Origin of the sequence: Actinomadura syzygii, assembly GCF_008085905.1 — a bacterium.
GTDB classification, from domain to species: Bacteria; Actinomycetota; Actinomycetes; order Streptosporangiales; family Streptosporangiaceae; genus Spirillospora; species Spirillospora syzygii.
In genome coordinates this window covers 353,080-378,650 of the sequence record NZ_VSFF01000003.1, presented here as the reverse complement: position 1 = coordinate 378,650, position 25,571 = coordinate 353,080, and the positions used below count along the sequence as shown (strand labels likewise).

The following is a 25,571-nucleotide window of genomic DNA, read 5'->3' as shown; positions in this document are numbered from 1 at the left end:
GTACGGAGCCGACATTACGGGAAGACTTTCGATGAAACCAGTGGTACCCGGTACATCTTACGGAAACACATCCGGTCGAGGGCGGGAGGCGCGATGAGCGACGGCGGCGGCACGGGCACCGCGGCGGGCACGGGGGCGGTGGGGACGGACGCGGGCACGGCGGTGGGGCTGCACCGGGTGCTGGAGCCCGCGGGGGTGCTGCCGCAGGCGGCGCAGCGGCTGGACGCCGACCCGCGGATCCGCCCGGACGAGGTGCGCGTGGCCGTCGAGCGGCTCAACCTGGACGCCGCGTCCTTCCGGCAGTTGCGGACCGCGCACGGCGGCGACCCGGACGCGGTCCGCGCCGAGGTGCTGCGGATCGTCGCCGAGCGCGGCAAGATGCACAATCCGGTCACCGGGTCGGGCGGCATGCTGGTCGGCGCCGTCGCCGAGGCGGGCCCGGAGTCGCCCCTCGGGCTGAAACCCGGTGACCGGATCGCGACGCTCGTGTCGCTCACGCTGACGCCGCTGGCGATCACCGACGGGCTCGCCCGCTGGGACGGGCTGTCGGAGCAGGTGCCCGCCGAGGGCCACGCGATCCTGTTCGCCCGGTCGATCGCCGCCGTGCTGCCGGACGACCTGCCCGTCCCGCTGGCCCTCGCGGTCATGGACGTGTGCGGCGCGCCCGCCTTGACCGCCCGCGTCGTCGCGTCCCGGGAGGAGGCGCCGGTGGTGGCGGTGCTGGGCGCGGCCGGGAAGAGCGGCTCCCTGGCGATGGCGGCGGCGCGGCGGGCCGGGGCGTCGCGGGTGATCGGGCTGGTTCCGTCCGAGGCGGAGGAGGAGCTGCTGGCCGGGACCGGCCTCGCCGACGCCGTCGTCCGCGCCGACGCCCGCGACCCGGTCGCGGTCGCCGCGGCGGTCGGGGAGCCGGTGGACGTCACCGTCGTATGCGTGGACGTCCCCGGCTGCGAGCACGGCGCGATCCTCGCGACCGCACCCGGCGGCGTCGTGGTGTTCTTCTCGATGGCGACGTCGTTCCCCGCCGCCGCGCTCGGCGCGGAGGGCCTCGCCGCCGACGTCACGATGCTCATCGGCAACGGGTACGTGCCCGGGCACGCCGAGACGGCGCTCGACCTGGTGCGGACCGAGCCCGCGATTCGCGCGTTGTTCACCGCCCGGACGGGGTCCGATTCGGCACAATGACCGGGAACGCCCCGGAAGCGGGCGGGAGCACCCGGACATCGAGGGAGACGGCATGGGGAGCATCACCGAGGAGCTGCGCGGGCGGGACGCGAAGGAACGCCAGGCGCAGATCGTCGACGTCCTGGTCGACGCGTTCTCGGACCTGATGGAGCGCAGCCCCGCCGAGTTCCGCCGCCGGTTCCGCAAGATGGCCTCCGACCCGTTCGCGTTCTACCGGGGCAGCGCGTGCCTGTTCTACGCCGACATCGTCCACGACGACGACCCGTGGGCCGACGAGCGCACGTCCCGCGTGTGGATCCAGGGCGACCTGCACGCGCAGAACTTCGGCACCTACATGAACGACGACGGCGTGTTCGTGTTCGACGTCAACGACTACGACGAGGCGTACGTCGGGCACTTCACCTGGGACGTCAAGCGCCTCGTCGCGAGCCTGGCGCTGCTGGCCTGGCAGAAGGCGATCTCCGACGCCGACATCCGGCGGCTGATCGAGACGTACGTGCGCGCCTACGTCGACCAGGTCCGCAGGTTCGCGGCGCACGACGGCGACGAGCGGTTCGCGCTGACGCTCGACACGACCGACGGGTACGTCCGGGACGTCCTCGTCGCCGCGATGGGCGGCACCCGCATCGGGCTGCTGCAGGGCATGACGGTCGTGGACGGCCCCGACCGCCGGTTCCGCGACCGCTCCGGCGTCCGCCGCCTGGACGCGGCCGAGCGCGCCAAGGTCGAGGCCGCCTACCACGAGTACCTGACGACGATCCCGGCGGAGAAGCGGTTCGGCAGCCTCACCTACGGGGTCAAGGACATCGTCGGCGCGTCCGGGTTCGGGATCGGGTCGGCCGGGCTGTCGGCCTACAACATCCTGGTCGAGGGCAACACGCAGGCACTGGAGAACGACGTCATCCTGTCGATGAAGCAGGGCAACGTCGCCGCGCCGAGCCGCGTCGTCGACGACGCGCGGATCCGCGAGTACTTCAAGCACCACGGGCACCGGACGGCGGTGTCGCGGCGTGCGCTGCAGGCCAACAGCGACCCGTGGCTCGGGCACACCCAGATCGACGGGGTGGGGTTCGTCGTCCAGGAGCTGTCGCCCTACGAGGAGGACCTCGACTGGAGCGGTCTCACCGAGCCCGACGAGATGCTGTCGGTCCTGGACGACCTCGGCCGCGCCACCGCGAAGGTGCACTGCGTGTCCGACACCGACTCGGACCACACCCTGGTCGGCTTCCAGGTCGAGGACGCCATCGACGCGGTGATCGGCCCCGACGAGACCGCGTTCGTCGAGGCGATGGTCGCGTTCGGCACGAGCTACGCCGAGATCGTCCGCGACGACCACGAATATTTCGTGGACGCTTTCAGAAATCACCAGGTCTCGGGCCTGTAGGCGGTCGGCGCGGCCGGTGCGCGGGTCGAGCCGCACCTGGACGTTGACGTCACAGGGCACGACCCCCGCGCCCGGCCGCGGCCGGGTCAGCGGGCGAAGGCGATCGCCGCGCCCGCGCTGATCACGATGGCGAGGACCGCCACGACCAGCGACGTGCTCAGCGGGTCGGGGCGCTTCGGCTGTTTGTGGAACGCGCGGGCCGCCGTGTGGGCCGGGGCGGGCGTCGCCTTGGCGGGCGGCCGCGGCCGAGAAGACGGCGGCGTGCGCGGCGGCGGCGGGACGGGCGCCACGGTCTGGGGACGGGGCTTGACCGGCGGGTGGGTCGCGGGCGGCGGTGGCGGCTTGGGTGGCGCGACCGTCGGCGGTGGCGGCGGTTTCACGGTCGGCGCTGGCGGTGTTGGTTCGGGCGGTGTCGGCACCGGGGGTGTCGGCACCGGCGGGATGGGGTGCGGCGGGATCGGATGCGGGGGAACGGGGTGCGGGGGCCAGTGCGGGGGAGGGCAGGGCGGCGGGTGCGGGACGCAGCCGCCGTTTCCCCCGCCGTGGCCGATCTGCAGGTCGATGCACAGGCTGATGTGGGGATGCGGGAGCACGAGCCCGGGCGGGTCCGGGTCGGGACCGGGCCCGGCGGCGAGCGCGCCCGGCGCGGCCGCCAGCACGCCGCCGACCGCGACGGCCAGCACGGACGCGGCCCGTCCCGCGCCCCGCAGGCGGCGGACCCGCGGGCGGGTGCTGCGGCGCACGGTCAGCCACCTCCCGCGATGCGCTGCAGATCGGCGTTCAAGGCCGTGAACGCGTCCGGCCCGACGGCGAGGGCGCCGCTGAACACGTGCATGATGTCGATCGTCAGGTAGGTCCCGGCCGCGAGCAGCGCCGCCATCAGCGCCAGCGGCACCAGCGTCATCCCGCGCGGGCGGGCGCCCGCGAGGAACGGCAGCAGCACGACGACGATCCCGGTGAGGACGGTGACGGCGAGCAGCCCGGTGGGCGGCTCGGTCGCGGCGTCGGCGGCGCGCTGCCGCCGCGCGGCGGAGATCTCGGCGAGCCGGTCGAGGAGGGCGCCGCGGGCGTCCTTCATCTCGTCGGTGTCGGCCTTGATCGCGAGGACCTCGCGGCGCAGCCCGTCCAGGACCGCCCAGCCGCGCGCGGTGAGTTCGGCGTGGTCGCGCATCTCCCGCCACTCGGGGCCGCGGACGAGGTCGACGTAGCCGCGCAGTTCGGCCTGGACGTGCGGCCCGGCGGGCGCGGGCAGCCGTCCCGCCGCCCAGTACGCCTCGGAGATCGACTGGCTCTCGGTGTAGGTGTTGGTGCGGGCGGCGTCGGACGTCGTCCACGGCACGACGATCGCGATGGCGAACGCCAGCAGGAACAGCGCGGACAGCATCGCGCCGGCGTGCCCGGTGGTGGGCCCGTCGGGGTCGGGGTCCTCCACGGCGCGGGTCCGGCGGACGAGTCGGCTCGCCACGATCACCACCGCGATCGCGCAGATCGCGGCGCCAAAGTAAATGAACATGCCCCTCCCCAGATGTGCGGATCGGCGCTTACTTCGGGTGATTGTAGATTTACGGAAAGTCGCTACTGATGGGTATGCCGTGGTCGTCACCTTGGGGTGAGCTGACCGGTCGGCCGGGGAAGATGGGTGTGGCCCCCGGCGCGGCTTCGGCTCCGGGACGCGAGGGTTTTTCGGTAGTTCTTGTGAAATACGGTGTTGATACCGGAAGATCTCCCGTAGAGAACCCGACATGAAGGACGATTGACACGACGGGCCGGTGCGGCCACGACCGGCCGGCGAGGGGAGGCGGCGATGGCGCCGCAGGGAAAGCTGGACCTCGACCCGGAGACGGTGCGCGCCGCCCGGCGGCTGGCCGCCCGCGCCGCCGAGCCGATCATCGATATGGCGCGCACCCACACGACCGTGTCGGTCGAGCGCGCCCTGCTCCGCCTCGCCGGGCTCGGCGGCGCCGACGACGGGGGACGCCCCTGGGTCAACCACCTCGCCGACGCCGTCCGCGACCAGGTCGGCCTGGAGCACGGCGTGGCGCTGCCGGTCTGGGACGCCCTGCTCACCGGCCCGCACGCCACCCTCGCCGACCTGGCCGGGGCCGCCGCGCGCGGCCGGGTGTCGTTCCGGCTGCCGTCCGGCGCCGACGCCGACCGCGCCCGCGCGGCGGCGGAGCGGGCGGCCCGCGCGGGCATGGCCCGCGTCGACCGCCGCCGCGCCGAGCGCGACGCGCTGCTCGCCGAGCTGCCCACCCCCGACATGGCCGACCCGCCGCGGCCGCTCGTCTACCTGATCGTGGCGACCGGCGACATCTACGAGGACGTCCCGCAGGCGCAGGCCGCCGCCCGCGAAGGGGCCGACGTCGTCGCGGTGATCCGCTCCACCGGGCAGTCGCTGCTGGACTTCGTCCCCGAGGGCGCCACCCGCGAGGGCTACGCGGGCACCTACGCCACCCGCGAGAACTTCCGGCTGATGCGCGCCGCGCTCGACGACGTGTCCCGCGAGCTCGGCCGGTACGTGCGGCTGACCAACTACGCGTCCGGGCTGTGCATGCCGGAGATCGCGACGCTCGCCGGGCTGGAGCGCCTGGACATGATGCTCAACGACTGCATGTACGGCATCATCTTCCGCGACATCAACCCCCGCCGGACGTTCATCGACCAGCGGTTCTCCCGGCAGATCCACGCCCGCGCCGGCATCGTCATCAACACCGGCGAGGACAACTACCTCACCACAGCCGACGCGGTCGACGCCGCGCACACCGTCGTCGTCAGCCAGCTCCTCAACGAGCGGTTCGGGCACGAGGCGGGGCTCACCGACGCCCAGCTCGGCCTCGGGCACGCCTTCGAGATCGACCCGTCGATCCCCGGGTCGTTCCGGCTGGAGCTCGCGCACGCGCAGCTCGTCCGCGAGCTGTTCCCAGGCGCGCCGCTGAAGTACATGCCGCCGACCAAGCACATGACCGGCAACATCTTCGCCGGGTACCTGCTGGACGCCTTCTTCAACCTCGCCGGGGTCATGACCGGGCAGTCGATCATCCTGATCGGGATGATGACCGAGGGCATCCACACCCCCTGGCTGTCGGACCGCGACCTGGCGCTGGAGAACGTCCGCTACGTCCGCGACGCCTGCGGGGACCTCGCCGAGGACTTCATGCCCCGCCCGGACGGCATGCTCGTCCAGCGCGCCAAGCAGGTCCTCGCCGAGTCGGTCGAGCTGCTGGAGCGCGTCGCCGACGACGGGCTCCTCGCCGCCATCGCCGAGGGGACCTTCGGCGTGACCCGCCGCCCGCCCGACGGCGGCAAGGGCCTGGACGGCGTCGTCCAGCGCGCCGACGGCTACGTCAACCCCGCGATCGAGATCCTCGACACCGAGGACCCGCACGCCGCCCGTCCCGCCGCCGACGCCGCCGAGCAGGAGGTGCCCGCATGACGACCCCCGCCCACGGGACCGGGACCGACGCCCCGCCCGCCACGCCCACCGAACCCGCCGACACCCGGCAGGTGATCCGCCCCTACGGCGACACCACCGGCGACGGCATGGTGCAGATGTCGTTCACCCTGCCCGTCCCGGCGGGCAAGCGCGCCGACGCCGCCGCCCTGCAGCTCGCCGCGAAGATGGGCCTGGACCCGGCCAGCGTCGTCCACGCCAAGCCGATGGGCCCCGACTTCACGTTCTTCATCGTGTACGGGAAGGTGCGGCACCTGATCGACTACGCCTCCATCCCCGTCCCGGAGGAGCGCGCCTACCCGCTGCTGACCTCGCAGGAGGTGAACCAGGCGATCCGGCGGGCGCTGAACCGGCGGCTCGTCGTCGTCGGCGCGTGCATCGGCACCGACGCCCACACCGTCGGGATCGACGCGATCCTCAACGTCAAGGGGTTCGCGGGGGAGAAGGGCCTGGAGTACTACCGCGAGATCCAGGTCGTGAACATGGGCGCCCAGGTCACCGTCGCCGAGCTGGTGGAGCGCGCCAAGGCCGAGGACGCCGACGCCGTCCTGGTCTCCCAGGTCGTCACCCAGCGCAACGCGCACCTGCACAACACCAAGCAGATGGCCGCCGCGTTCCACGCCGAGTACCCGACCGCCGTCGCGGGCGGCATGGGACGCCCCCTGCTCGTCGTCGGCGGCCCCCGCTTCGACACCGTCACCGAGGACGACCTCGGCGTCGACCGCATCTTCGGCAAGGGCACCACGCCCGCCGAAGTGGCCAGCTACCTCGTCCACGCCCTGCTGCCCGGCGAGACGACCGCTCCCGATGAGAACCCGCCCAACGAGGAGGACGAATGAGCGACCCGCGCGTCGGGCTGGCCGTCACGCACCGCCGGTACATCCCCTACTCCCACGCCCACTACGCCGGTGACCTGGTCGACGGCGCCTACGTGCTCGGCCTGTTCGGGGACGTCGCGACCGAGCTGTGCGTCCGCACCGACGGCGACGAGGGGCTGTTCGCGTCCTACTCCGACGTGCAGTTCCGCGCCCCGGTCCGGGCCGGGGACGTGCTGGAGGCCACCGCCGTCCTCGTCCGCGCCGGGACCCGCAGCCGCGCCATGGAGTTCGAGGCCCGCGTGGTGTGCCGGGGACGTCCCGACCGGGGCGAGTCGGCCGCCGAGGTGCTGGCGGAGCCGGTCGTCGCGGTCACCGCGTCCGGCACCGTCGTCGTCTCCGCCCCGCCCGCGGCCGACGCGTCCTGAGCCCGGCACGTCCTGAGCCCGGCACGCCGGGCGTGTCGGCGGCGGGATCCGACACGCCCGGGACGGCATGATCGGCGCGTCCCGCCGGGGAAATCACCGAACCCTCCGATCATGGTGCTGAGCTGGGAAAACCTGGGTAGCCGCAGGGCACCGGGCGGTTGACAAGGTGGCGGAAGCCGGTAGTTTTGCAGCAGTCCAGCACGGGACTCACCGATCGGCCGCCCGAGGCGCCGCCGGGTACCGCGCCACGACGGGGACGGGGATCACGCCAGTGGTCGCACGCCGCGCCCGCCTGAGCCAGTGCGGTGCTCCGGTGCCGCGTCCCGGGGCGGAGCCGCCCGATCGCGCGGGGGGTTGGACCCGGGAAGGGCCCGGACATCCAGTAGAAAACGGAGCCTCGCTCTCACCGCCTGTGGGACGACTCCGGCCCGATGGATGTCGCGGGCCCTCTTCCGTGTCCACGCCCCCACCTCGCCCCCGCGTCCCCGCGCCCCCGCACCGCCGGTGCGAGCTATGCCGGGTCTGTGAGTCGGTCGCCCCGGTGGTCCCGGCCCGGTAGCGTTCCCAGCAGGATCGAACGAACGAGGTGGGGACGTGGCGCAGGAGACCCTCCCGGACCGGCCGCCCGCGCGAGGCCCCGACGGGGCCCCCGGCGAGCCCGGTCCCGACGCGCGCCCCGGCCGCCTCGCCCGGCTGCGCCGCGGCGTCCGCGCCGGCGGCCGCGCGGGCTGGCCCCGCACCCTGCTCGCCCTCGCCGCCGGGCTCGTCATGTGGCCCGCGTTCCCGCCCCTCGACCTCACCCCGCTCGCCCCCGTCGGCGTCGCGCTGCTCATCCTCGCCCTGCGCGGGCGGGCGCCCCGCACCGGGGCATGGCTCGGGTTCGTCGCCGGAGCCGGGTTCTTCCTGCCCGTCCTGGAGGGGATCTCCGCGGTCGGCCCGGACGGCTGGATCGTCCTCAGCCTCGTCCAGGCGGCGTACTTCCTGCCGCTCGGCGCCGGGATATCGCTGGTGACCCGGCTGCGCGGCTGGCCGGTGTGGACGGCCGCGCTGTGGGTCGGCGAGGAGCTGCTGCGCGGGCACGTCCCGTTCGGCGGGTTCCCGTGGGCGCGGCTGGCGTTCAGCCAGACCGCGACGCCGCTGACGCCCTACGCCTCCTACGGCGGCGCGCCCCTGGTCACCTTCCTCACCGCCCTGATCGGCGGCCTCCTCGCCTACGCCGCGCTCACCGGCTACACCGCTTACACGGCCCGTTCCACTCCCGCGCCGGACGCCCCGGAGGAACCGGACACGCCGGACGGAGAGGCCAAGCCGGAGGGGCCGGACGCGCGGCCGTCGCGGCGGGCGTTCGTCCCGGCCGCGGGCGCGCTCGCCGCCGTCGCCGCGCTCGCCGCGGGCGGGACGCTGATCCCCACCCCCGCGTCCGGACGGCCGGTGACCGTCGCCGTCGTTCAGGGCAACGTGCCGCGCCTCGGGCTCGACTACCTCGGCCAGCGCCAGGCCGTCCTGAACAACCACGTCCGCGTCACGCACGAGCTGGCCGCGAAGGTCCGCGCGGGAAGCCTGCCGAAGCCCGAACTGGTCGTGTGGCCCGAGAACGCCAGCGACCTCGACCCCTACTCCGAGCCAGACGCCTACAACGCGATCGACGGCGCCGTCCGCGACATCGGCGTGCCCGTCCTCGTCGGCGCGCTCACCGACACCCCCGACGGCAAGAGGGTCGAGAACCGCGGCATCGTCTGGGACCCGCGCACCGGCCCGGGCGACTACTACGTCAAGCGGCACCCCGTCCCGTTCGGGGAGTACCTGCCGTTCCGCGACGTCCTCACCAAGCTGATCACGCGGTTCAACCAGATCCCGCGCGACTTCGCCAAGGGCACCCGCTCCGGCGTGATGAAACTCGGCCCGGTGAACGTCGGCGACGTCATCTGCTTCGAGGTCGCCTACGACAAGGAGGTCCGCGACGTCGCGCGCGGCGAGCTCCTCGTCGTCCAGACCAACAACGCCACCTACGGCCGGACGAGCCTGCCGCCGCAGCAGATCGCGATGTCCCGGCTGCGCGCGGTCGAACATGGCCGTACGATCTTGGTTGCCGCGACGAGCGGGATCAGCGCGATCGTCGCCCCGGACGGCCGGATGATCGACCGGTCCCGGGAGTTCGTCCCGGACCTGCAGGTCGCAGCCGTCCCGGCGCGGACGTCCCGGACCCTGTCCGACCGGGTCGGGGCCGCTCCCGAATGGGTGCTCACCGCGCTCGGGCTCGGCGCGATCTGCGCGGCGGCGGCGGCATCCAGAGCGACGGCCAGGAAGAACGAGGAGAATTGACGCCGATGGAGATCCCAGCCGACCTCGGCCGGGTGCTCGTGATCATCCCGACGTACAACGAGCGGGACAACGTCGAGCGCATCGCAGGCCGGGTCCGCGCGGCCGTCCCGGCGGTGGACGTCCTGGTCGTCGACGACGCCAGCCCGGACGGCACCGGTGAGGTCGCCGACGCGATGGCCGCCGCGGACGAGCAGATCAAGGTCCTGCACCGGGCGGGCAAGGACGGCCTCGGCCCCGCCTACATCGCCGGTTTCCGGTGGGCGGCCGAGCGCGGCTACGACGTCATGGTCGAGATGGACGCCGACGGCTCCCACCAGCCCGAGGAGCTGCCCCGGCTGCTCGCCGCGCTGGAGGACGCCGACCTCGTCATCGGCGCCCGCTGGGTGCCCGGCGGCGAGGTGCTCAACTGGCCGAAGCGCCGCGAGGCGCTGTCGCGCGGAGCGAACACCTACGCGCGGCTGATGCTCGGCATCCCGCTGCACGACGCGACCGGCGGCTACCGCGCGTTCCGCGCCGCGACCCTTGAGAAGATCGGCCTGGAGGGCGTCGACTCGCGCGGCTACTGCTTCCAGATCGACCTGGCGCTGCGGGCGCTGCGGCAGGGCCTGCGGGTCGTGGAGGTGCCGATCACGTTCGTCGAGCGCGTCCACGGCACCAGCAAGATGAGCCGCGACGTGATGGCGGAGGCGGCGCTGCGCATCACCCAGTGGGGGGTCGCCGACCGCCTCGGACGCTCCCGCCCGCCCCGCTGACCGTCCCGCCCCCGCCGCGCGAGGGCGGGGGAAACGTTCCGGGGCGTCCCGGCGTTGTACGGGGTAGGGAGAACAGTCCGCGACCCCGAAGATGGAGTCATGCTGCCGCTGCTGCTGGTCCTCGCGCTACTGGCGATGCCCGTGCTGGAGATCTACGTGATCATCCAGGTGGGCGGGGTGATCGGCGCCTGGCCGACGATCGGGCTGCTGATCGCCGAGAGCGTGCTCGGCGGGTGGATCGTCCGCCGGGAGGGCCGCCGCGCCTGGCGCGGCCTGGAGGAGACGCTGCGCCGCGGCACCATGCCCGACCGGGAGCTCGGCGACGCCGCCCTGGTCATGGCGGGCGGCGTGCTGCTCCTCACCCCCGGGTTCGTCACCGACGTGATCGGGTTCGCGTTCGTGCTGCCGTTCACCCGGCCGCTGGTGCGCCGGGCGGTGTCCCGGTTCGCGGCGCGCCGGATGCGGGCCGCCGAGGCGCGGGCCCGCGAGCGGGCGGCGGCGGGCGCGGTGTTCCCGCCCGGCTTCGGCGGTACCCCGTTCGACCCGTTCGGCCGGGCCCCGGAGCGCGACCGGGTCGAGACCCCGCCGGGACCGGTGGTCCGCGGCGAGGTCATCGACGAGGACGACCCGTCCTCCCGCAGCTGACCGGCCCGTACCCGGCCGGTCAGGCGTCCCGCGCGGCGAGCACCGCCGCGCCCGCCAGCAGCGCCGCCGCCGCGTAGGCGGCGAGGACGCCGAGGCCCGCCCACGGCCCGATCGGCAGCCGGTCCAGTTCCCGCGTCGCCTGGACGGCCAGCCCGGCGGACATCGGCGCGTACTTGTCGAGCCGGTCCCGCCAGGCGTCGTCGCCGACCATCCCCGCCACCAGCGGGACGAGCCACAGCGCCCCCAGCACCGCCGTGACGGCCCCGGCCTGGTCCCGCAGCGCCGTCCCCGCGCCGAGCGCCAGCAGCGCCACCAGGACCAGGTACAGGACGGTCCCGGCCGCCGCCCGCGCGGTGGGCCCGTCCAGCGGTGACAGCGGCGGGTACCCGTTCGCGGCGGTGAAGCCGTTGCCGGACAGGATGCCGCGTCCCGCCGCCAGCGACCCGAGGACCCCGGCGGTCCCGGCGACGGCGACCGCGCCCGCGACGACGGCGGCCTTCGCGGCGAGGACGGCCCACCGGCGCGGCACCGCCGCCAGCGTCACCGAGATCGTCCCGGTCGCGTACTCGCCGCCGACCGCGACGACGCCGAGCACGACGGCCGCGACCTGCCCGAGCCGGACGCCCGACAGCGCCAGCTTCGGCGTGTCCTCCCGGCACCCGGCCGGGGTCACGCAGTGGGAGGTGTCGACTGCGCCCGTCACGGCCGCGCCGACCGCGACGGTCACCGCCGCCAGCGCCAGCAGCAGCCACGCCGTGCTCGGCAGGGTGCGCAGCTTCGTCCACTCCGCCCGCACCGCCCGTCCCGCCTGGAGGGCCGGCCCCGTCCCGCCGGTCACGCGTCGCGCCTTCGCAGCAGCCACGCCGCGGCCGCCAGCGCCGCCGCCGTGTACGCGCACAGCACCCCGAGCCCGGCCCACGGGCCGATCGCCGCGTCGTACCGCGTCACCGTCTGCTGGATCGCGAACCCGGCCGCCGGGGTGACCCGCTCCACCCACCGCGCCGCCGCCACCGGCAGCCCGGTCGCGGTGATCTCCGGGACGAGCAGGACCAGCAGCACCGCCGCGATCGCGACCGCGCTGCGCCGCACGATCACCGCCACCGCCAGCGCGAACACCGCGAGGACGGCGAGCAGCGCGGCCGTCCCGACCACCGCGCGCAGCACCGCCGGGTCCGACACGGGCGGCGGCGCGATCCCGCCGGACTCCAGCAGCGGCCGGGCGAGCAGCACCGACGCGAACGCCGCGACCAGCCCGGCGGCCAGCGACGCCAGCCCCACGACGACCGCCTTCGCGGCCAGCACCCGCCCCCGCCGGGGGCTCGCCGCGAACGTGGTGCGCAGCGTCCCGCGCCGGTACTCGGCCGTCATGAACAGCACCGCCAGCGCGACGATCGCGGCCTGCCCGATCATCGCGCCCGCCAGGGTCGCCTTGGTGACGTCGGGGGCGAACTCGTCGGGGCCGATGTCGCCGGTGCCCTTCAGGGTGAACGTCCCGCCGGAGCGGGTGCTGCCGTCCAGCGCCGGGTCGGCCGCGGGGCCGCCGGGCCCGCCCCGGTCCAGCCAGGCGGCGTCCGGCGCGGGCGGGGACACCGCGACGTTGTCGAAGGTCGCGGTGGTGTCGCCCGGCTTCCCGGAGATGATCTCGCCGCCGAACACGCGCCGCACCTCGACCTCGTCGGGGGCGGCGACGAACATCCCGGCGAGCGCCCGTCCGCGCAGGCCGTCCACCCGGACCGAGCCGACGCGCCGCCAGGCCCGCCCGTCCGCGGAGGCGTAGCCGGTGACGGCGGCGCCCGCGCGGGTCAGCCGCAGCCACTGCGGCGCGGTCGCCGTCCCGCCGCCCGCGCCGTCGCGCCGGTAGCCGGTCAGCATCCGGACGCCGTGCCCCGGCGTGACCGCCAGCGCCGCGTACGGGGCGCCGCGCTCGGCGCTGCCCCGGATCATCAGCCCGGCCTTCGCCCACGCCCCGCCGCCGTCCTGGGACGTGACCCGCGCCACGACGGAGCCGTCCCCGGCGAGCGGCAGGTAGGTGTAGTGCCCGAGGTCGATGATCTGCAGCTGGGCCGTCGGGGACCGCTTCTCCTCCGGGCCGCTGGACCCGCTGTCCGACGCCGACAGCATCGCCACAGCGACCATCAGCACGACGGCGGCGAGGAGGGTCAGCGTCCAGCGGGGGACGGTGCGCAGCTTGGTCCACTCGGCCAGCAGCAGCCGCCCGAACCCGTCGCGGGCCTCCCCGGCGACGGTGCTGCGGTAGGAGGGAGGGGCGGGCGGCGCGGGCGCGGTCACCGGGCCTCCCCGCCGGCGACGGCCTGGAACTCCAGGGCGTCCTTGGTCAGCTCCATGTACGCCTCCTCCAGCGACGCCCGGTGCGCGGAGATCCCGCTGAACGCGACGCCCTCCCCGGTGAGCAGCTCGATGACCCGCTCCGCGGTCGGCCCCGTGACGATGAGGGCGTCGGACCCGGACGTGGTGACGGTCGCGCCCGCGCGGGCCAGCACCGTCATCGCCTCCCGCCGCCGTTCGGTGCGCAGCTCGACCCGCCCGTCGGACGCGGCGGCGAGGAGGTCCTCGACGCGGGTGTCGGCGATCAGCCGGCCCCGCCCGATCACCAGGAGGTGGTCGGCGCCGCCCTCAAGCTCGCTCATCAGGTGGCTGGACACCAGCACCGCGCGTCCCTCGGCGGCCAGCGACCGCAGCAGCCCTCGGATCCAGGCGATGCCCTCGGGGTCCAGGCCGTTGACCGGCTCGTCGAACATCAGCACCGGCGGGTCGCCGAGCAGCGCCGCCGCGATCCCGAGCCGCTGCCGCATGCCGAGCGAGAACCCGCCCGCCCGGCGCCGCGCCGCCGATCCGAGCCCGGCCTGCTCGATCACCTCGTCGACCCGGCGGGCGGGCAGGCCGTTGGCGTGCGCCAGCCAGCGCAGGTGGTCGCGGGCCCGGCGGGCGGGGTGGACGGCCGACGCGTCCAGCATCGCGCCGAGCCGGCACAGCGGGGTCCGCAGCGACCGGTAGGGCCGCCCGCCGACGAGCGCCGCGCCCGCGTCGGGACGGTCCAACCCCATGATCATCCGCATGGTGGTGGACTTGCCCGCGCCGTTCGGGCCGACGAACCCGGTGACCCGCCCGGGGCCGACCGTGAACGACAGGTCGTCGACGGCGACGGTCGACCCGAACCGCTTGCGCAGCCCCCGTACTTCGATGGTTGCCTCCATGCCCCGGGAGGCTACGGACCGCCGCGCCCCCGGGTCGTCCCGCCCCGGGACCGTTCATGCCGCGGGCGGCGGGGGACCGCGCGTCCCCCGCCGGAGGGACGCCGCCGCGCGGCCGTTCACGCCACAATGGCGGACGTGGAGGTCGACGCGGGACGCCGGGCACGCCGGCCGACGCGATGGCGGGGGACTCCCGGCGGGTGGCCCGCGGTCGGCGCCTGCCTGGCCGCGGTCGCCGTCGCGGAGGCGGTGTACCGGGCGCCGGTGTGGGGCGCGGCGCTGTCGGCGGCCATCGTGGTGGACGTGTGCGCCACGCTCCCGCTCGTCCTCGCCCGCGACCGGATCGGCGCCGCCGCCGCCGCGATCACCGTGGCGGCCCCGGCGGCGTGCGTGCTGCACCGGGGGCCCGCCTTCGCGGCCCTGGCGGCGCTCGTGATCGTGTGGGGCGCGCTGGTGCGCCGCCGGGCGGTCGGGCGGCGGGCGCGGGCCGCCGAGCTGGACGCCTCCCGCCGCGCGTTCGAGCACACGCTGCTGGAGCACACCGCGCGCGGCGAGCGCGCCCGCATCGCCCGCGAGCTGCACGACGTCGTCGCGCACCACATCTCGATGATCTCCGTGCAGGCGGAGACGGCGCGGCTCGCCGTCCCCGGCATGCCGGACGAGGGCGCCAAGCGGCTGCTGGCGATCGGCGACACCGCCCGGACCGCGCTCACCGAGATGCGGCGCCTGCTCGGCGTGCTGCGCGAGGACGCCGAGGCCGCCGGGGCCGCGCCGGACCGGCGTCCGCAGCCCGGCCTGCAGCAGCTCCTCGACCTGGTCGACGAGGCGCGGGGGACGGGCGCGGCGAACACGCGGCTGATCGTCCGGGGGAGCGTCGCCGCGCTGGACCCGGGGGTGGAGCTGGCGGCGTACCGGATCGTCCAGGAGGCGCTGACCAACGCCCGCCGCCACGCGCCCGGCGCCGCCGTGGACGTGGAGATCGAGTACACGGCCGGGGAGCTGCTCGTCCGCGTCCGCGACAACGGCCCCGGACCCGCGCCCTCCGGCGGGCCAGCGGGCGGCCCGGCGGCCGGTCACGGGCTCCTCGGCATGCGCGAGCGGGCCGCCGCGGTCGGCGGGGCGCTCCGCACCGGCGCGGGGCCGGTCGGCGGGTTCCAGGTCGAGGCGGCCCTGCCCACCGACGACGAGGACGGCGGGGCGCGGTGACCGTCCGCGTCGTGGTGGCCGACGACCAGGAGGTCGTCCGAGCGGGTTTCGGGGCCCTGCTCGGCACCCAGCCCGACCTGGCCGTCGTCGCCACCGCCGCCGACGGCGCCGCCGCCGTGCGGGTCTGCCGCGAGCACCGCCCGGACGTGGTCCTGATGGACGTGCGGATGCCCGTCATGGACGGCATCGAGGCCACCCGCCGCGTCACCTCCGCCCCGGACGCCCCGCGCGTCCTGATGCTCACCACGTTCGACCTGGACGAGCACGTCTACGACGCCCTGGTCGCGGGCGCCAGCGGGTTCCTGCTCAAGGACGTCACCGCCGAGCGGCTGTTCGACGCCGTCCGCGTGGTGGCGGCGGGGGAGGCGCTGCTCGCCCCGGCCGTCACCCGCCGCCTCATCGGGGAGTTCGCCCGGCTCCGCCCGCGGCCGCCGTCCCAGGGCCCGGACGTCCTGGACGCGCTGACCCCGCGCGAGACCGACGTGCTCCGCCTGGTCGCCGAGGGCCTCACCAACGCCGAGATCGCCGCGCGGCTCGTGGTGGGGGAGGAGACCGTCAAGACCCACGTCAGCCGTATCCTGCGCAAACTGGGGCTCCGCGACCGGGTCCAGGCCGTCGTGACCGCCTACGAGACCGGCCTCGTCCTACCCCGCGCGGGCCGCTGACCGGCCGACCACGCGGCCGAAAGGGCGGACGGTATCCCGCGTACGCCGTCGCGAGGCATGGAAAAGGGCCCGCACCGTTCCCGGTACGGGCCCTTCCCGCGCGTTCTCTCAGCCGTTCACGCCGACCGGCGGCGTCCTGCCCGCAGGATCTCCAACCGCTCCGCGAGGACCTCCTCCAGGTCTTCGAGCGTCCTGCGTTCCATGAGCATGTCCCAGTGCGTGCGCGGCGGCTTCCCCTTCTTGGTTTGGGGCAGCTCCCCGTCGACCCGCAGGGCCGTGGCGCCGCAGTTGCGGCATTCCCAGGTCATCGGCACCTCGGCCTCGGCTGCGAGCGTCACGGTGAACCGGTGGCCCTTCGTGCAGGTGTAGTCGACCTCTTGGCGAGGGGCCAGATCGGTGTTGCGATCGTTCTCGTAGCTCGTCGCTCCGAGTCGGGTGCCGCGAAGTGCGCGCTCGGCCATCGTCACGTGCCTCCCAGACGGCTTGCGGTCTTGCCATCACCAACGCTGAATACCGTGACAAGATTCCCGCCGGGGGAGTGATCCAACCCTGCCGTTTCCGGCCGGGCCGCGCCGCGGGGCAAGATCGTCCCGCCGGGCGGGTCAGCCCCGGGTCGTGATGACCTCGTCGATCAGCCCGTACTCCTTGGCCTCGGCGGCGCTGAAGTACCTCGTGCGGTCCAGGTCGCCGCGGACCGTGGCGGGGTCGCGGCCGGTCGCCTCCGCCACGATCGCCTCGGCCTGCTCGCGCAGCCGCAGGACCTCGCGGGCCTGGATGTCGAGGTCGGTGGCGTACCCGCGGGACACCTCGATCGCGGGCTCGTGCAGCACGATCCGCGCGCCGGTCAGCGCCTGCCGCCGGCCGGGCTCGCCCGCCGCCAGCAGGATCGCCGCCGCCGAGCCGGCCTGCCCGACGCAGGTCGTCTCGATCGGCGGCCGGACGTAGCGCATCGTGTCGCAGATCGCCAGCATCGCCGTCAGCGACCCGCCCGGCGAGTTGATGTACAGGGCGATGGGACGGTCGGGGTCCAATCCCTCCAGCGCGAGGAGCTGCGCGGTGATGTCGTTGGCGCTGACGTCGTCGACCGGCGTGCCGAGGAAGACGATCCGGTCCTCGAAGAGCTTGTTGTAGGGGTCGGTCTCCTTGCGCCCGTAGGTCGTCTGCTCCTCGAACGACGGGACGAGGGTCCGGCGTTCCGCACGTGTCATGTGCCCACCCGGTCTGTGCTGTCGATGACGTGGTCGACGAAGCCGTACTCGCGGGCCGCGTCGGCGGTGAACCAGCGGTCGCGGTCGCTGTCGGCCTCGATGCGCTCCAGCGGCTGCCCGGTGTGGAACGCGGTCCGCTCGGCCAGGGTCCGCTTGAGGTACAGCGACTGCTCGGCCTGGATCTTGATGTCGGACGCGGTGCCGCCGATCCCGCCGTGCGGCTGGTGCATCATCACCCGGGCGTGCCGCAGCGCGTAGCGCTTGCCCGCGGTGCCGGCGCACAGCAGCGTCTGGCCCATGGACGCCGCCATGCCCATCACGACCGTGGATATGTCGTTTGGGACGAACTGCATCATGTCGTAGATCGCCATGCCCGCGTCGACGACGCCGCCGGGGGAGTTGACGTAGATCGTGATGTCGCGCCTGGAGTCGTGCGCGGCGAGCAGCAGGAGCTGCGCGCTGACCCGGTTGGCGAGCTGGTCGTCGATCTCGCTGCCGATGAACACGATGCGCTGCGCGAGGAGCCGCTCGAACAGCTGGGCCTCGGCGAGCGGCGGCATCTCGGTGACGCTGGCCCGCGTCCTGCCCATGTAGGTCCTGTTCAGCCGCTCGCCGGGCTGGTCGCCGTCCCATCGCATCGGTCCGTCGCTCACGTGACACTCCTTGATCATCTGTACAGTTCGTACACTATGTACGTGAGCACGTTAACGCGGCGTGGCTGAGGGCGACCAGGGGAGAGCGGGGAGTTTCGCTATACGATGAATCACGTGGATGTTCCGGTAACCGAAGCACGTGCCCAGTTCGCTGATCTGGTGAACCGGGTCGCCTACACGGGCGAGCCCGTGAAGCTGACGCGGCGCGGCCGGGTGATGGCCGCGCTGGTCTCCCCGGAGGACCTGGAGCTCCTGGAGATGGCCCGGTCGCAGCGTCTCGACCTCCAGGTCGGCGGGACGGTGCCGCCCGGGCAGCCGGGCCGGCCCGCCGAGCGCCCCGGCCCGTCGGGACCGATGCGGATCGCGGCCGAGTACCGCCCGCCCGGCTTCAACCGCTGACGGGCCTCAGGAGGGGCCGGGCCACTGGCCGCGAGACGACATCACGTCCCGCAGGGCCAGCAGATCGTCGGTCATGATGCCGTCGACGCCGAGGTCGAGCAGGCGGCGCATGTCGGCGGGCTCGTTGACCGTCCAGGCGTGGACCTGCAGGCCGAGTTCGTGGGCGCGGGCGACGAACGCCTCGGTGACGAACGGGAGAGGTCCGAGCCCGTAGGGGACCTGCGCGCAGGCGACGCCGGTGGCGGCGAGGCGGATCAGCTTGGCGGCCGGGCCGCCGTAGGACTTGGCGCGCAGCGCCATCACCCCGCGCGGGCCGAGCGCGGTGCACACGTCGCGGTCGGTGAACAGCGGCAGCCGGGCCCGCATCTGGGCCAGCCGGCGGGTGGAGAAGGACGTCAGGCACACCCGGTCCCACGCCTTGGCGCGGTGCAGCGCCGCCGAGAGGGGGCCGATGACGGGGGCGTCCTTGAGGTCGATGTTGACGCGGGCGTCCGGGAAGGACGACAGGAGCTCCTCCAGTCGGGGGATGGGCTCGCTGCCGCCGATGCGGGCCTTGGCGACCTCGGCGTAGGGCAGCTCGGCGATCACGCCCCTGCGGTCGGTGACGCGGTCGAGGGTGCGGTCGTGGAAGGCGACGACGACGCCGTCGGCGGTGGCGTGCGCGTCGGTCTCCAGGTAGCGGTAGCCGAGGTCGACGGCGCGCTGGAACGCGGCCATGGAGTTCTCGGGGCGGCCGCCGGCGCCGCCGCGGTGGGCGAACGGGATGGGGCCGGGGTGGTCGAGGAACTCGTACGAGCGTCGCACCCGTCCGATTATGTCGGACGGGGAGGTCACGCCGGACCTTACTGCGTAAAGGTCCGCGCCGGGTGATGTCAATGCTACGGTCGGCCGCGGCAAACGATCGGCTAAGGAGCGGGCGTGGCGGACGTGAACGAGTACAGGGCGACGTTCGAGCTGGTGGACGTCGACGGCGACGGCTACATCTCGACGGCCGAGCTGAAGAACCTCATGGCGAAGCTCGGCCAGGACACGACCGGCACGCGCGTGGTGGAGGTGGTCGTGGCCGCCGACGCCAACCGCGACGGCAAGATCTCCCTGGAGGAGTTCACGGCCCTGATGGAGGGCGCCGCCGCCCGTCCGTGACGGCGCCCGTGTCGCGGCCTCCCTGTCGCGGCCTCCCTGTCGCCGGAGATCGGGTCAGGCGCGGCGGCGGAGCCGGAGGGCGTTGTCGGTGCGGGTCATGACGCGGCCGTCCGGCGCGGTCTGGACGCGCTCGTGCTCGCCGCTGCGCAGGACGTCCCAGTCGCCGTCCGGGAGCGCGAGCGAGGCGCGGACCTCGTCGGCGGTGGGCAGGTGGACGTCGGGGTGGGCGTCGGGGTCCCAGGGCGGCGGCCCGGCGTGCCCGACGATCAGCAGCGTGCCGCCGGGGGCGACGGCCGCGGCGGCGGCGCGCAGGATCTTCTCGCGCGGCATGCCCTCGTGCGGCGAGTGCAGGAAGTGCGCGGACACCAGGTCGTAGACGCCGTCGGGGAAGGACTCGGCGAGGTCGCGGCGCTGCAGGTCGATGCGGTCGGCGACGCCGGCGTGCTCGGCGTGGTGTGCGGCGCGGTCGAGCGCGACGCCGGAGATGTCGGTGGCGGTGACGCGCCAGCCGCGGCGGGCGAGCCAGATCGCGTCCGCGCCCTCGCCGCAGCCGAGGTCGAGCGCCGTGCCGGGTTGGAGGTCGGTGGTCTCCTCGACGAGGACGGCGTTGGGCTCGCCGCTCCACAGGTGGTCGTGCTCGCCGTAGCGGGAGTCCCAGAACTCCTGGCCGTTGGTGGGTTCGTCCATGCCGTGATGGTGCCCGGACGAGCGCCTTTTCCGCTAACGGCGTTGCCGTTTCCGCAAACCGTGCGGGTCAGGACGTCCATTCGCGGCGGCGGGCCTCGGCGAGGGCGATGGCGGTGGCGACGGCGACGTTGAGCGAGCCGACCCGTCCGATCTGGGGGATGTAGGCGACCGCGTCGGCGGCGGCGAGCAGGGCGGGGGAGCAGCCGTGGTCCTCGCCGCCGACGGCGAGGCAGACGTCGCCGTCCAGGGGCGCCTCGTGCAGTGGCACGGCGTCGCCGGTGAGCTCGACGGCGACGAGCCGCATGCCCTCCTTGCGGACGGCGGCCGCGGCGTCGGCGGCGGACCCGGCGTGCTCCCACGGGACGAGCCGCAGCGTGCCGAGCGCGGTCTTGTCGACGCCCTTCTGGGTCGGGGGAGTGGCGTTCCCGGCGAACCAGACGCGCTCGACGCCGAACGCGGCGGCGCTGCGGACGATCGAGCCGGTGTTGAAGGGCTGGGTGACCGATTCGACGAGCAGGCCGAGGCGGGCCTCGGTGCGGCGGCGCCAGTCGCGGTTGAGGCGCTTGACGTCGGTGCCGCGCAGCTGCCGGCGTCCGGGGGTGGTCGGGCCGCTCATCGGGTGGTGCCTTCCGTGTCGGGTTCGGGGCGGGCCGTGACGCGCAGGACCCGGTATCCGGACCGGGACGCGACCCGCTCGGCGGGGAGGCCCTGGCCGTCCAGCCAGCGCTGCAGGGAGTCGGAGCCGAGGTGCCGCTGGACGACGAGGTGCGCGGCGCCACCGGGGGTGAGGCGGGGGAGCCAGGCGAGGAGGAGGTCGTGCAGGGCGGTCTTGCCGACGCGGATCGGGGGGTTGGACCAGATCGCGGCGAAGCGGAGGCCGGGGTCGATGTCGTCCGCCACCCTGAACCTTACATTGTCAAGGCCAGCGGTTTGAGCATTACCTTCAGCCAGCTCCAAGGCCCGGCGATTGACATCCACGCCCCAAACCATCGACTGGGAAGAGCGTTTCGCGAGGGTGAGGGCGATGGGGCCGTATCCGCAGCCGAGGTCGAGGAGGTCGCCGGTGGGCGGCGGCGCGGGGACGGTCTCGAGGAGGATGCGCGTGCCGGGGTCGATCCGGTCGGGGGAGAACACGCCGGCGTCGGTGTCGAGCCGCAGGTGCAGGTCGGGCAGGACGAGGTCGACGGTGCGACGGCGGCTCGCGGTGCCCGGCCGTTCGGCGAAGTAGTGTTCCCCCACGTCGGCCGACCGTACCAGCGTCGCGCGGGTACCGGCGCCGTGCCGGGGCGGGGCGGGCGCGCGCTAGGGCAGGCGGGAGAACCAGGCGAGGGACGCGCCGCCGGCGGCGAGCGCGAAGATCAGCGCGATGCCGAGGTAGCGCGCGGCGACGTCGCGGTGCTCGGTCTTGAAGCCGAGCGAGGTGCCGATGTTGGCGTAGACCTCGCGGAGCTGTCCGGCGTCGGCGGCCTCGTAGGACTTGCCCTCGGTGCTGTCGGCGAGGGCGCGCAGGGTCTCCTTGTTGACCGAGACGCTGGTGGTCTCGCCTTCGATGTCGACGGTGCCGTAGGGCGTGCCGAAGGCGATGGTGGAGACGGGGACGTGGGCGCCGCGGCTGGCGTCGATGGCCTCCTGGACGGAGCGTCCGGTGGTGTTGTCGCCGTCGGAGAGCAGGACGATGTGGGCGGGCGGCGGGTCCTGGCTGGCGTCGGCGTCGAAGGAGCGGATGGCCTGCAGCGAGGTGAAGACGGCCTCGCCGATGGCGGTGCGTTTGGCGAGGACGAGCTGGTCGATGGAGGCGATGGCGGCGGCGCGGTCGGCGGAGGGCGCGGCGATGAGGTTGGCGTTTCCGGCGAAGCCGACGACGCCGACGTTGAAGCGGGCGGGGAGTTCGTCGATGAACTTCTTGGCGGCGGCCTTGGCGGCGTCGAAGCGGCTGGGCGGGACGTCCCTGGCCATCATGGAGAGGGAGACGTCGATGGCGACCATGATGGTGGCGCGGTCGCGGGGGACCTTGACGGAGTCGGCGGGGCGGGCGAACCCGATCATCATGAGGGTGATCATGATGAGGAAGAGGGCGGCGGCGACGTGCCGGCGCCAGCCGGGGCGGCGCGGGGCGACCTGGGAGAGCAGGGCGAGGTTGGTGAAGCGGACGGCGTAGCGGCTGCGGCGGAGCTGGAGCAGGGCGTAGGCGGCGCCCAGGAGCGGGAGCAGGCCGAGCAGCCAGAGGCGTTCCGGTGAGAGGAAGGTCATGGGCGCGCTCCCGCGGTGGAGACGGGCCGGCCTGCGGCGCGGCGCTGGCGGAGGGCGAAGCGGGCGATGTCGGCGATCCAGTCGCGGTCGGTGCGCAGGACGAGGTGGTGGGCGCCGCTGCGGCGGAGGGCGTCGCGGGTGCGGGCGCGTTGGGCGGCGGCCGCGGCGGCGTAGCGTTCGCGGGTGCGGCGGTTGAGGACGATCTCGTGGACGGCGCCGGTCTCGGGGTCGGTCATCTCGACGAGTCCGACGTCGGGGAGGTCGAGTTCGCGCGGGTCGATGATCTCGATGGCGAGGACCTGGTGGCGGGTGGTGAGGCGGCGCAGGGGCCGTTCCCAGTCGGGGTGGGCGTCGTGGGCGCGGGCGACCGGGAGGCCGGTGGGGTCGGTGCCGTCGGGGGCGAGGAAGTCGGAGATGATCACGCGGAGGCCGCGGCGGGTCTGGCCGCGGTCGAGGGCGGCGATGGCGGCGGGGAGGTCGCGGGGGGAGGCGGTGCCGGTGCGGGTGGTGCCGGGGGTGGTGTCCTCGACGGACTGGGCGTCGAGGACGGCCTGGAGGAGGGCGTAGAGGGCGGCTTTGCCGGTGCGGGCGGGCCAGCGGCGCATGCCGTCGTGGTGGAGGAGGTAGGCGCCGACGCGGTCGCCGAGGCGGACGGTGAGGAAGCCGACGGCGGCGAGGGCGGCGACGGCGAGGTCGCGTTTGGTCATGGCGGCGGTGCCGAAGTCCATGCTGGGGGTGAGGTCGGCGAGGGCCCAGGCTTCGAGTTCGTGGTCGGCGATGAGGTCGCGGACGTGGGGGGTGGTGGTGCGGGCGGTGACGGCCCAGTCCATGTGGCGGACGTCGTCTTCGCCGGGTTGGTAGAGGCGGGCTTCGGCGAGTTCGGTGCCGGGGCCGGGGAGGAGGCCGAGGTGTTCGCCGTTGAGGAGGCCGTCGAGGCGGCGGGTGACCTGGAGTTCGAGGCGGCGCAGGGTGCGTTCGGGGGCGAGGTGGGCGAGTTTGCCGCTGCGCCTGCGTCCGGTGGCGGGGGTCATGCGCTGGTCACCGCTGCGGATCCGTGGTTCCACACGACGCGTGGCGGGGGGACGGCGGTGATGATCTGGGTGATGACGTCGGCGGCGTCGACGCCGTCGGCGAGGGCGTCGAAGGTGAGGACGAGGCGGTGGGACATGACGTCGCGGGCGACGGCGCGGACGTCGTCGGGGAGGACGTAGTCGCGTCCGGACAGCAGGGCGAGGGCGCGGGCGGTGGCGGCGAGGCCGAGGGTGGCGCGGGGGCTGGCGCCGATGTCGATGACGCCGCGGAGGTCGGGGAGGCGGTACTGGTCGGGTTCGCGGGTGGCCATGACGAGGCGGACGATGTAGTCGGCGATGAGTTCGTGGACGGAGACCTCTTCGGCGGCGCGTTGGAGTCCGGCGAGGCGGTGGGTGTCGAGGGTCTGGGCGGCTTCGGGTGGGTCGACGCTCATGCGCTGGAGGATCTGGAGTTCCTCGTGGGCGGCGGGGTGGTGGACGTCGATCTTCATGAGGAAGCGGTCGCGTTGGGCTTCGGGGAGGGGGTAGACGCCTTCGGATTCGATGGGGTTCTGGGTGGCGAGGACGATGAAGGGTTTGGGGAGGGGGTAGGTGTTGCCGCCGAGTGAGACCTGGCGTTCGGCCATGACTTCGAGGAGGGCGGACTGGACTTTGGCGGGGGCGCGGTTGATCTCGTCGGCGAGGACGAAGTTGACGAAGACGGGGCCGAGTTCGACGTCGAACTGTTCGGTGGAGGGGTGGTAGATGCGGGTGCCGACGATGTCGGAGGGGACGAGGTCGGGGGTGAACTGGAGGCGGGCGAAGGTGCCGCCGACGACTTTGGCGAGGGTGCCGACGGCGAGGGTCTTGGCGACGCCGGGGACGCCTTCGACGAGGCAGTGGCCGCGGGCGAGGAGGGCGACGACGAGGCGTTCGACCATGTGGTCTTGGCCGACGATGACCTTCTTGACCTCGGCGAGGGTGTTCTGCAGGAGTGCTGCGGCCTCGTCGACGTCGGTGGCGGCGATGGTCATGACGGGTTTCCCCTCGGTGTCCGTCGGGTGCCTGGGCTGGGCGTGTTTTTCGACACTACGCGATCACTTGTACCCGTTCGTTGGGGATACGTGCGCGTTGCCGGTGATCGGTTCGGGTGGGGCGGTGAGTGGGGGCGGGAGGCCCGCTGGGGTGGGGGTTGGGCGGGGGCCGGGGTCGTGTCTCGGGGTGATCGTAGGGCGTGGTTGTTAGGGTTGCGGCCATGTCGAGGCCGTTGCCCCCGGGTGATCCTGACCGGTTGGGGCCGTTCCGTTTGTCGGCGCGTTTGTCGGAGTCGGCCGCCGGGATCGTGTTCCTGGGGGTGGACGGGGCGGGGCGGCGCGCGAGTGTGGCGGTGTTGAACCGGGGTGCGGCGGAGGACGCGGCGGCGCGGGACCGGTTCCGTGCGGCGATCAACGCGGCGGTGCCGGGGCGCGGCGGGCCGGGCGGGCCGGGCGGGGCGGCTGGGGGGCCGGGTGATCCGGCGCCGGTGGTGGCGGCGCAGCCGGACGGTCCGGCGCCGTGGGTGGCGACGTCGTATGAGGCGGATCGTGCGGGTGCGGAGCGGTTTTTGGAGCCGGTGGCGTTCCAGGGGTCGGGGCGTGCGTGGTGGGGTGGTCGGCGTCGGCGGGGGCCGCAGTTCCAGCCGTATTGGCTGGGGTCGGCGGCGGAGCCTGCGTTGGAGCGTCCGGAGCCGCCGCCTGGTTCGCCGGGTCCGGGGGGTGCGGCGGGGCCGGTGGGGGAGCGTCCGCCGGAGCGGAGTCTGGTCGGGGGCGTGCTGGGGCTGGCGGCGGGGTTGCTGGTGCTGGCGTTGTTGATGGGTGTGCTGTTCGCGTGTCAGCCGGAGGCGAAGGAGCCGCCGCCGCAGCCGCCGGAGCCGACGCCGTCGTTTCCGGTGCCGTCGCGGTCGCCTGAGGGGACGGGTCCGGCGTCGCCGAGTCCGCCGCCCTCGTCGTCGCCGAGTCCGCCGGGTCGGTCGCCGTCGCCGGGTGCTCCGAGTCCGTCGCCGTCGGGTGGCGGTGACGGTGGTGGCGGTGAGGACGGCGGCGGGCCCCTGTAGCGGTTCGTCGCGGTGCGGCGACGCGGGGAAAGGGTTTGCCGGGCGTTGCCGGGGCGGGTCAGCATGG

General features: G+C 74.3%; 28 protein-coding genes. 12 read left to right on the top strand and 16 right to left on the bottom strand.

Features of this window, described 5'->3' with window-relative positions; genetic code table 11:
- The first annotated feature begins 93 nt into the window (after nt 1-93).
- Together kdd and FXF65_RS08945 are read left to right on the top strand one after the other, a co-directional pair.
- Complete coding sequence (gene kdd / locus FXF65_RS08950) at nt 94-1,182, top strand: L-erythro-3,5-diaminohexanoate dehydrogenase (RefSeq protein ID WP_187412181.1); 1,089 nt, start codon at nt 94-96, stop codon at nt 1,180-1,182.
- 52 nt (nt 1,183-1,234) lie between these two features.
- Nucleotides 1,235-2,566: a DUF2252 domain-containing protein gene (locus FXF65_RS08945; RefSeq protein WP_148349234.1), complete on the top strand. Its 1,332-nt coding sequence runs from the start codon at nt 1,235-1,237 to the stop codon at nt 2,564-2,566.
- 86 nt (nt 2,567-2,652) lie between these two features.
- Here FXF65_RS08945 and FXF65_RS08940 read toward each other — a convergent pair whose 3' ends face one another.
- Together FXF65_RS08940 and FXF65_RS08935 are read right to left on the bottom strand one after the other, a co-directional pair.
- Nucleotides 2,653-3,309 (bottom strand): hypothetical protein, encoded by a 657-nt coding sequence (locus FXF65_RS08940; RefSeq protein WP_148349233.1) that lies wholly within the window; start codon nt 3,307-3,309, stop codon nt 2,653-2,655.
- Nucleotides 3,310-3,311: 2 nt separating this feature from the next.
- Nucleotides 3,312-4,079 (bottom strand): bestrophin-like domain, encoded by a 768-nt coding sequence (locus tag FXF65_RS08935; RefSeq protein ID WP_148349232.1) that lies wholly within the window; start codon nt 4,077-4,079, stop codon nt 3,312-3,314.
- A 291-nt stretch (nt 4,080-4,370) separates the two neighbouring features.
- Between FXF65_RS08935 and kamD the strand changes: the two genes are divergently transcribed.
- From kamD to FXF65_RS08905, 6 genes are all read left to right on the top strand, one after another.
- Nucleotides 4,371-5,999 carry a lysine 5,6-aminomutase subunit alpha gene (kamD, locus tag FXF65_RS08930; protein WP_148349231.1) on the top strand — a complete coding sequence of 543 codons (1,629 nt, stop codon included), beginning with the start codon at nt 4,371-4,373 and terminating at the stop codon, nt 5,997-5,999.
- On the top strand, nt 5,996-6,856 hold the full coding sequence (gene kamE, locus FXF65_RS08925; protein WP_148349230.1) for a lysine 5,6-aminomutase subunit beta: 861 nt from the start codon (nt 5,996-5,998) through the stop codon (nt 6,854-6,856). The genes kamD and kamE overlap by 4 nt, the downstream gene beginning before the upstream one ends.
- Nucleotides 6,853-7,260: a 3-aminobutyryl-CoA ammonia lyase gene (kal, locus tag FXF65_RS08920; RefSeq protein WP_148349229.1), complete on the top strand. Its 408-nt coding sequence runs from the start codon at nt 6,853-6,855 to the stop codon at nt 7,258-7,260. Before kamE ends, kal begins: the two co-directional genes overlap by 4 nt.
- Nucleotides 7,261-7,854: 594 nt before the next feature.
- A complete protein-coding gene (gene lnt / locus FXF65_RS08915; protein WP_246198436.1) occupies nt 7,855-9,582 on the top strand; it encodes an apolipoprotein N-acyltransferase in 1,728 nt (575 codons plus the stop codon).
- A 5-nt stretch (nt 9,583-9,587) separates the two neighbouring features.
- The gene (locus FXF65_RS08910) at nt 9,588-10,334 is read left to right on the top strand and encodes a polyprenol monophosphomannose synthase (protein ID WP_148349228.1); all 747 of its coding nucleotides are present in this window, start codon (nt 9,588-9,590) and stop codon (nt 10,332-10,334) included.
- Nucleotides 10,335-10,433: 99 nt separating this feature from the next.
- Nucleotides 10,434-10,979, top strand: a complete 546-nt coding sequence (locus tag FXF65_RS08905) for an FxsA family protein (RefSeq protein WP_222868447.1) — start codon at nt 10,434-10,436, stop codon at nt 10,977-10,979.
- A 19-nt stretch (nt 10,980-10,998) separates the two neighbouring features.
- Here the strand turns inward: FXF65_RS08905 and FXF65_RS08900 are convergent, their stop codons facing one another.
- From FXF65_RS08900 to FXF65_RS08890, 3 genes are read right to left on the bottom strand one after another with little or no spacing between them, the layout of a single operon-like run.
- The gene (locus FXF65_RS08900) at nt 10,999-11,817 is read right to left on the bottom strand and encodes an ABC transporter permease subunit (protein WP_148349227.1); all 819 of its coding nucleotides are present in this window, start codon (nt 11,815-11,817) and stop codon (nt 10,999-11,001) included.
- A complete protein-coding gene (locus FXF65_RS08895; protein WP_148349226.1) occupies nt 11,814-13,268 on the bottom strand; it encodes an ABC transporter permease subunit in 1,455 nt (484 codons plus the stop codon). Before FXF65_RS08895 ends, FXF65_RS08900 begins: the two co-directional genes overlap by 4 nt.
- A complete protein-coding gene (locus FXF65_RS08890; protein ID WP_148349225.1) occupies nt 13,265-14,194 on the bottom strand; it encodes an ABC transporter ATP-binding protein in 930 nt (309 codons plus the stop codon). Before FXF65_RS08890 ends, FXF65_RS08895 begins: the two co-directional genes overlap by 4 nt.
- 135 nt (nt 14,195-14,329) lie before the next feature.
- Between FXF65_RS08890 and FXF65_RS08885 the strand changes: the two genes are divergently transcribed.
- Both FXF65_RS08885 and FXF65_RS08880 read left to right on the top strand, forming a co-directional pair.
- On the top strand, nt 14,330-15,397 hold the full coding sequence (locus FXF65_RS08885; RefSeq protein ID WP_222868446.1) for a sensor histidine kinase: 1,068 nt from the start codon (nt 14,330-14,332) through the stop codon (nt 15,395-15,397).
- Nucleotides 15,394-16,062 (top strand): response regulator, encoded by a 669-nt coding sequence (locus tag FXF65_RS08880; RefSeq protein ID WP_148349223.1) that lies wholly within the window; start codon nt 15,394-15,396, stop codon nt 16,060-16,062. The genes FXF65_RS08885 and FXF65_RS08880 overlap by 4 nt, the downstream gene beginning before the upstream one ends.
- Nucleotides 16,063-16,178: 116 nt before the next feature.
- Here the strand turns inward: FXF65_RS08880 and FXF65_RS08875 are convergent, their stop codons facing one another.
- From FXF65_RS08875 to FXF65_RS08865, 3 genes are all read right to left on the bottom strand, one after another.
- Nucleotides 16,179-16,523: an RNA polymerase-binding protein RbpA gene (locus FXF65_RS08875; protein ID WP_148349483.1), complete on the bottom strand. Its 345-nt coding sequence runs from the start codon at nt 16,521-16,523 to the stop codon at nt 16,179-16,181.
- Between the two features lie 141 nt (nt 16,524-16,664).
- On the bottom strand, nt 16,665-17,270 hold the full coding sequence (locus FXF65_RS08870; protein WP_148349222.1) for an ATP-dependent Clp protease proteolytic subunit: 606 nt from the start codon (nt 17,268-17,270) through the stop codon (nt 16,665-16,667).
- Nucleotides 17,267-17,860, bottom strand: coding sequence for a ClpP family protease (locus tag FXF65_RS08865; protein ID WP_187412194.1), 594 nt, complete (start codon nt 17,858-17,860; stop codon nt 17,267-17,269). Before FXF65_RS08865 ends, FXF65_RS08870 begins: the two co-directional genes overlap by 4 nt.
- 177 nt (nt 17,861-18,037) lie before the next feature.
- Between FXF65_RS08865 and FXF65_RS08860 the strand changes: the two genes are divergently transcribed.
- Entirely contained in the window at nt 18,038-18,322 is a 285-nt protein-coding gene (locus FXF65_RS08860) for a type II toxin-antitoxin system Phd/YefM family antitoxin (RefSeq protein WP_148349221.1), read from the top strand.
- A 6-nt stretch (nt 18,323-18,328) separates the two neighbouring features.
- Here FXF65_RS08860 and FXF65_RS08855 read toward each other — a convergent pair whose 3' ends face one another.
- Nucleotides 18,329-19,126, bottom strand: a complete 798-nt coding sequence (locus FXF65_RS08855) for a glycerophosphodiester phosphodiesterase family protein (protein ID WP_148349220.1) — start codon at nt 19,124-19,126, stop codon at nt 18,329-18,331.
- 114 nt (nt 19,127-19,240) lie between these two features.
- Between FXF65_RS08855 and FXF65_RS08850 the strand changes: the two genes are divergently transcribed.
- Complete coding sequence (locus tag FXF65_RS08850; protein WP_148349219.1) at nt 19,241-19,465, top strand: EF-hand domain-containing protein; 225 nt, start codon at nt 19,241-19,243, stop codon at nt 19,463-19,465.
- A gap of 54 nt (nt 19,466-19,519) precedes the next feature.
- Here the strand turns inward: FXF65_RS08850 and FXF65_RS08845 are convergent, their stop codons facing one another.
- The 7 genes from FXF65_RS08845 to FXF65_RS43585 form a co-directional block, all read right to left on the bottom strand.
- Nucleotides 19,520-20,152: an SAM-dependent methyltransferase gene (locus tag FXF65_RS08845; protein ID WP_148349218.1), complete on the bottom strand. Its 633-nt coding sequence runs from the start codon at nt 20,150-20,152 to the stop codon at nt 19,520-19,522.
- Nucleotides 20,153-20,219: 67 nt separating this feature from the next.
- Nucleotides 20,220-20,768, bottom strand: a complete 549-nt coding sequence (locus FXF65_RS08840; RefSeq protein WP_148349217.1) for a TrmH family RNA methyltransferase — start codon at nt 20,766-20,768, stop codon at nt 20,220-20,222.
- Nucleotides 20,765-21,391: a class I SAM-dependent methyltransferase gene (locus tag FXF65_RS08835; protein ID WP_148349216.1), complete on the bottom strand. Its 627-nt coding sequence runs from the start codon at nt 21,389-21,391 to the stop codon at nt 20,765-20,767. Before FXF65_RS08835 ends, FXF65_RS08840 begins: the two co-directional genes overlap by 4 nt.
- Nucleotides 21,392-21,454: 63 nt before the next feature.
- Nucleotides 21,455-22,402, bottom strand: coding sequence for a VWA domain-containing protein (locus FXF65_RS08830; protein WP_148349215.1), 948 nt, complete (start codon nt 22,400-22,402; stop codon nt 21,455-21,457).
- The gene (locus tag FXF65_RS08825; RefSeq protein WP_148349214.1) at nt 22,399-23,433 is read right to left on the bottom strand and encodes a DUF58 domain-containing protein; all 1,035 of its coding nucleotides are present in this window, start codon (nt 23,431-23,433) and stop codon (nt 22,399-22,401) included. Before FXF65_RS08825 ends, FXF65_RS08830 begins: the two co-directional genes overlap by 4 nt.
- Nucleotides 23,430-24,446: an AAA family ATPase gene (locus FXF65_RS08820; RefSeq protein ID WP_148349213.1), complete on the bottom strand. Its 1,017-nt coding sequence runs from the start codon at nt 24,444-24,446 to the stop codon at nt 23,430-23,432. The genes FXF65_RS08825 and FXF65_RS08820 overlap by 4 nt, the downstream gene beginning before the upstream one ends.
- A gap of 835 nt (nt 24,447-25,281) precedes the next feature.
- Nucleotides 25,282-25,569, bottom strand: a complete 288-nt coding sequence (locus FXF65_RS43585; protein ID WP_187412180.1) for a hypothetical protein — start codon at nt 25,567-25,569, stop codon at nt 25,282-25,284.
- Between the last annotated feature and the right edge of the window lie 2 nt (nt 25,570-25,571).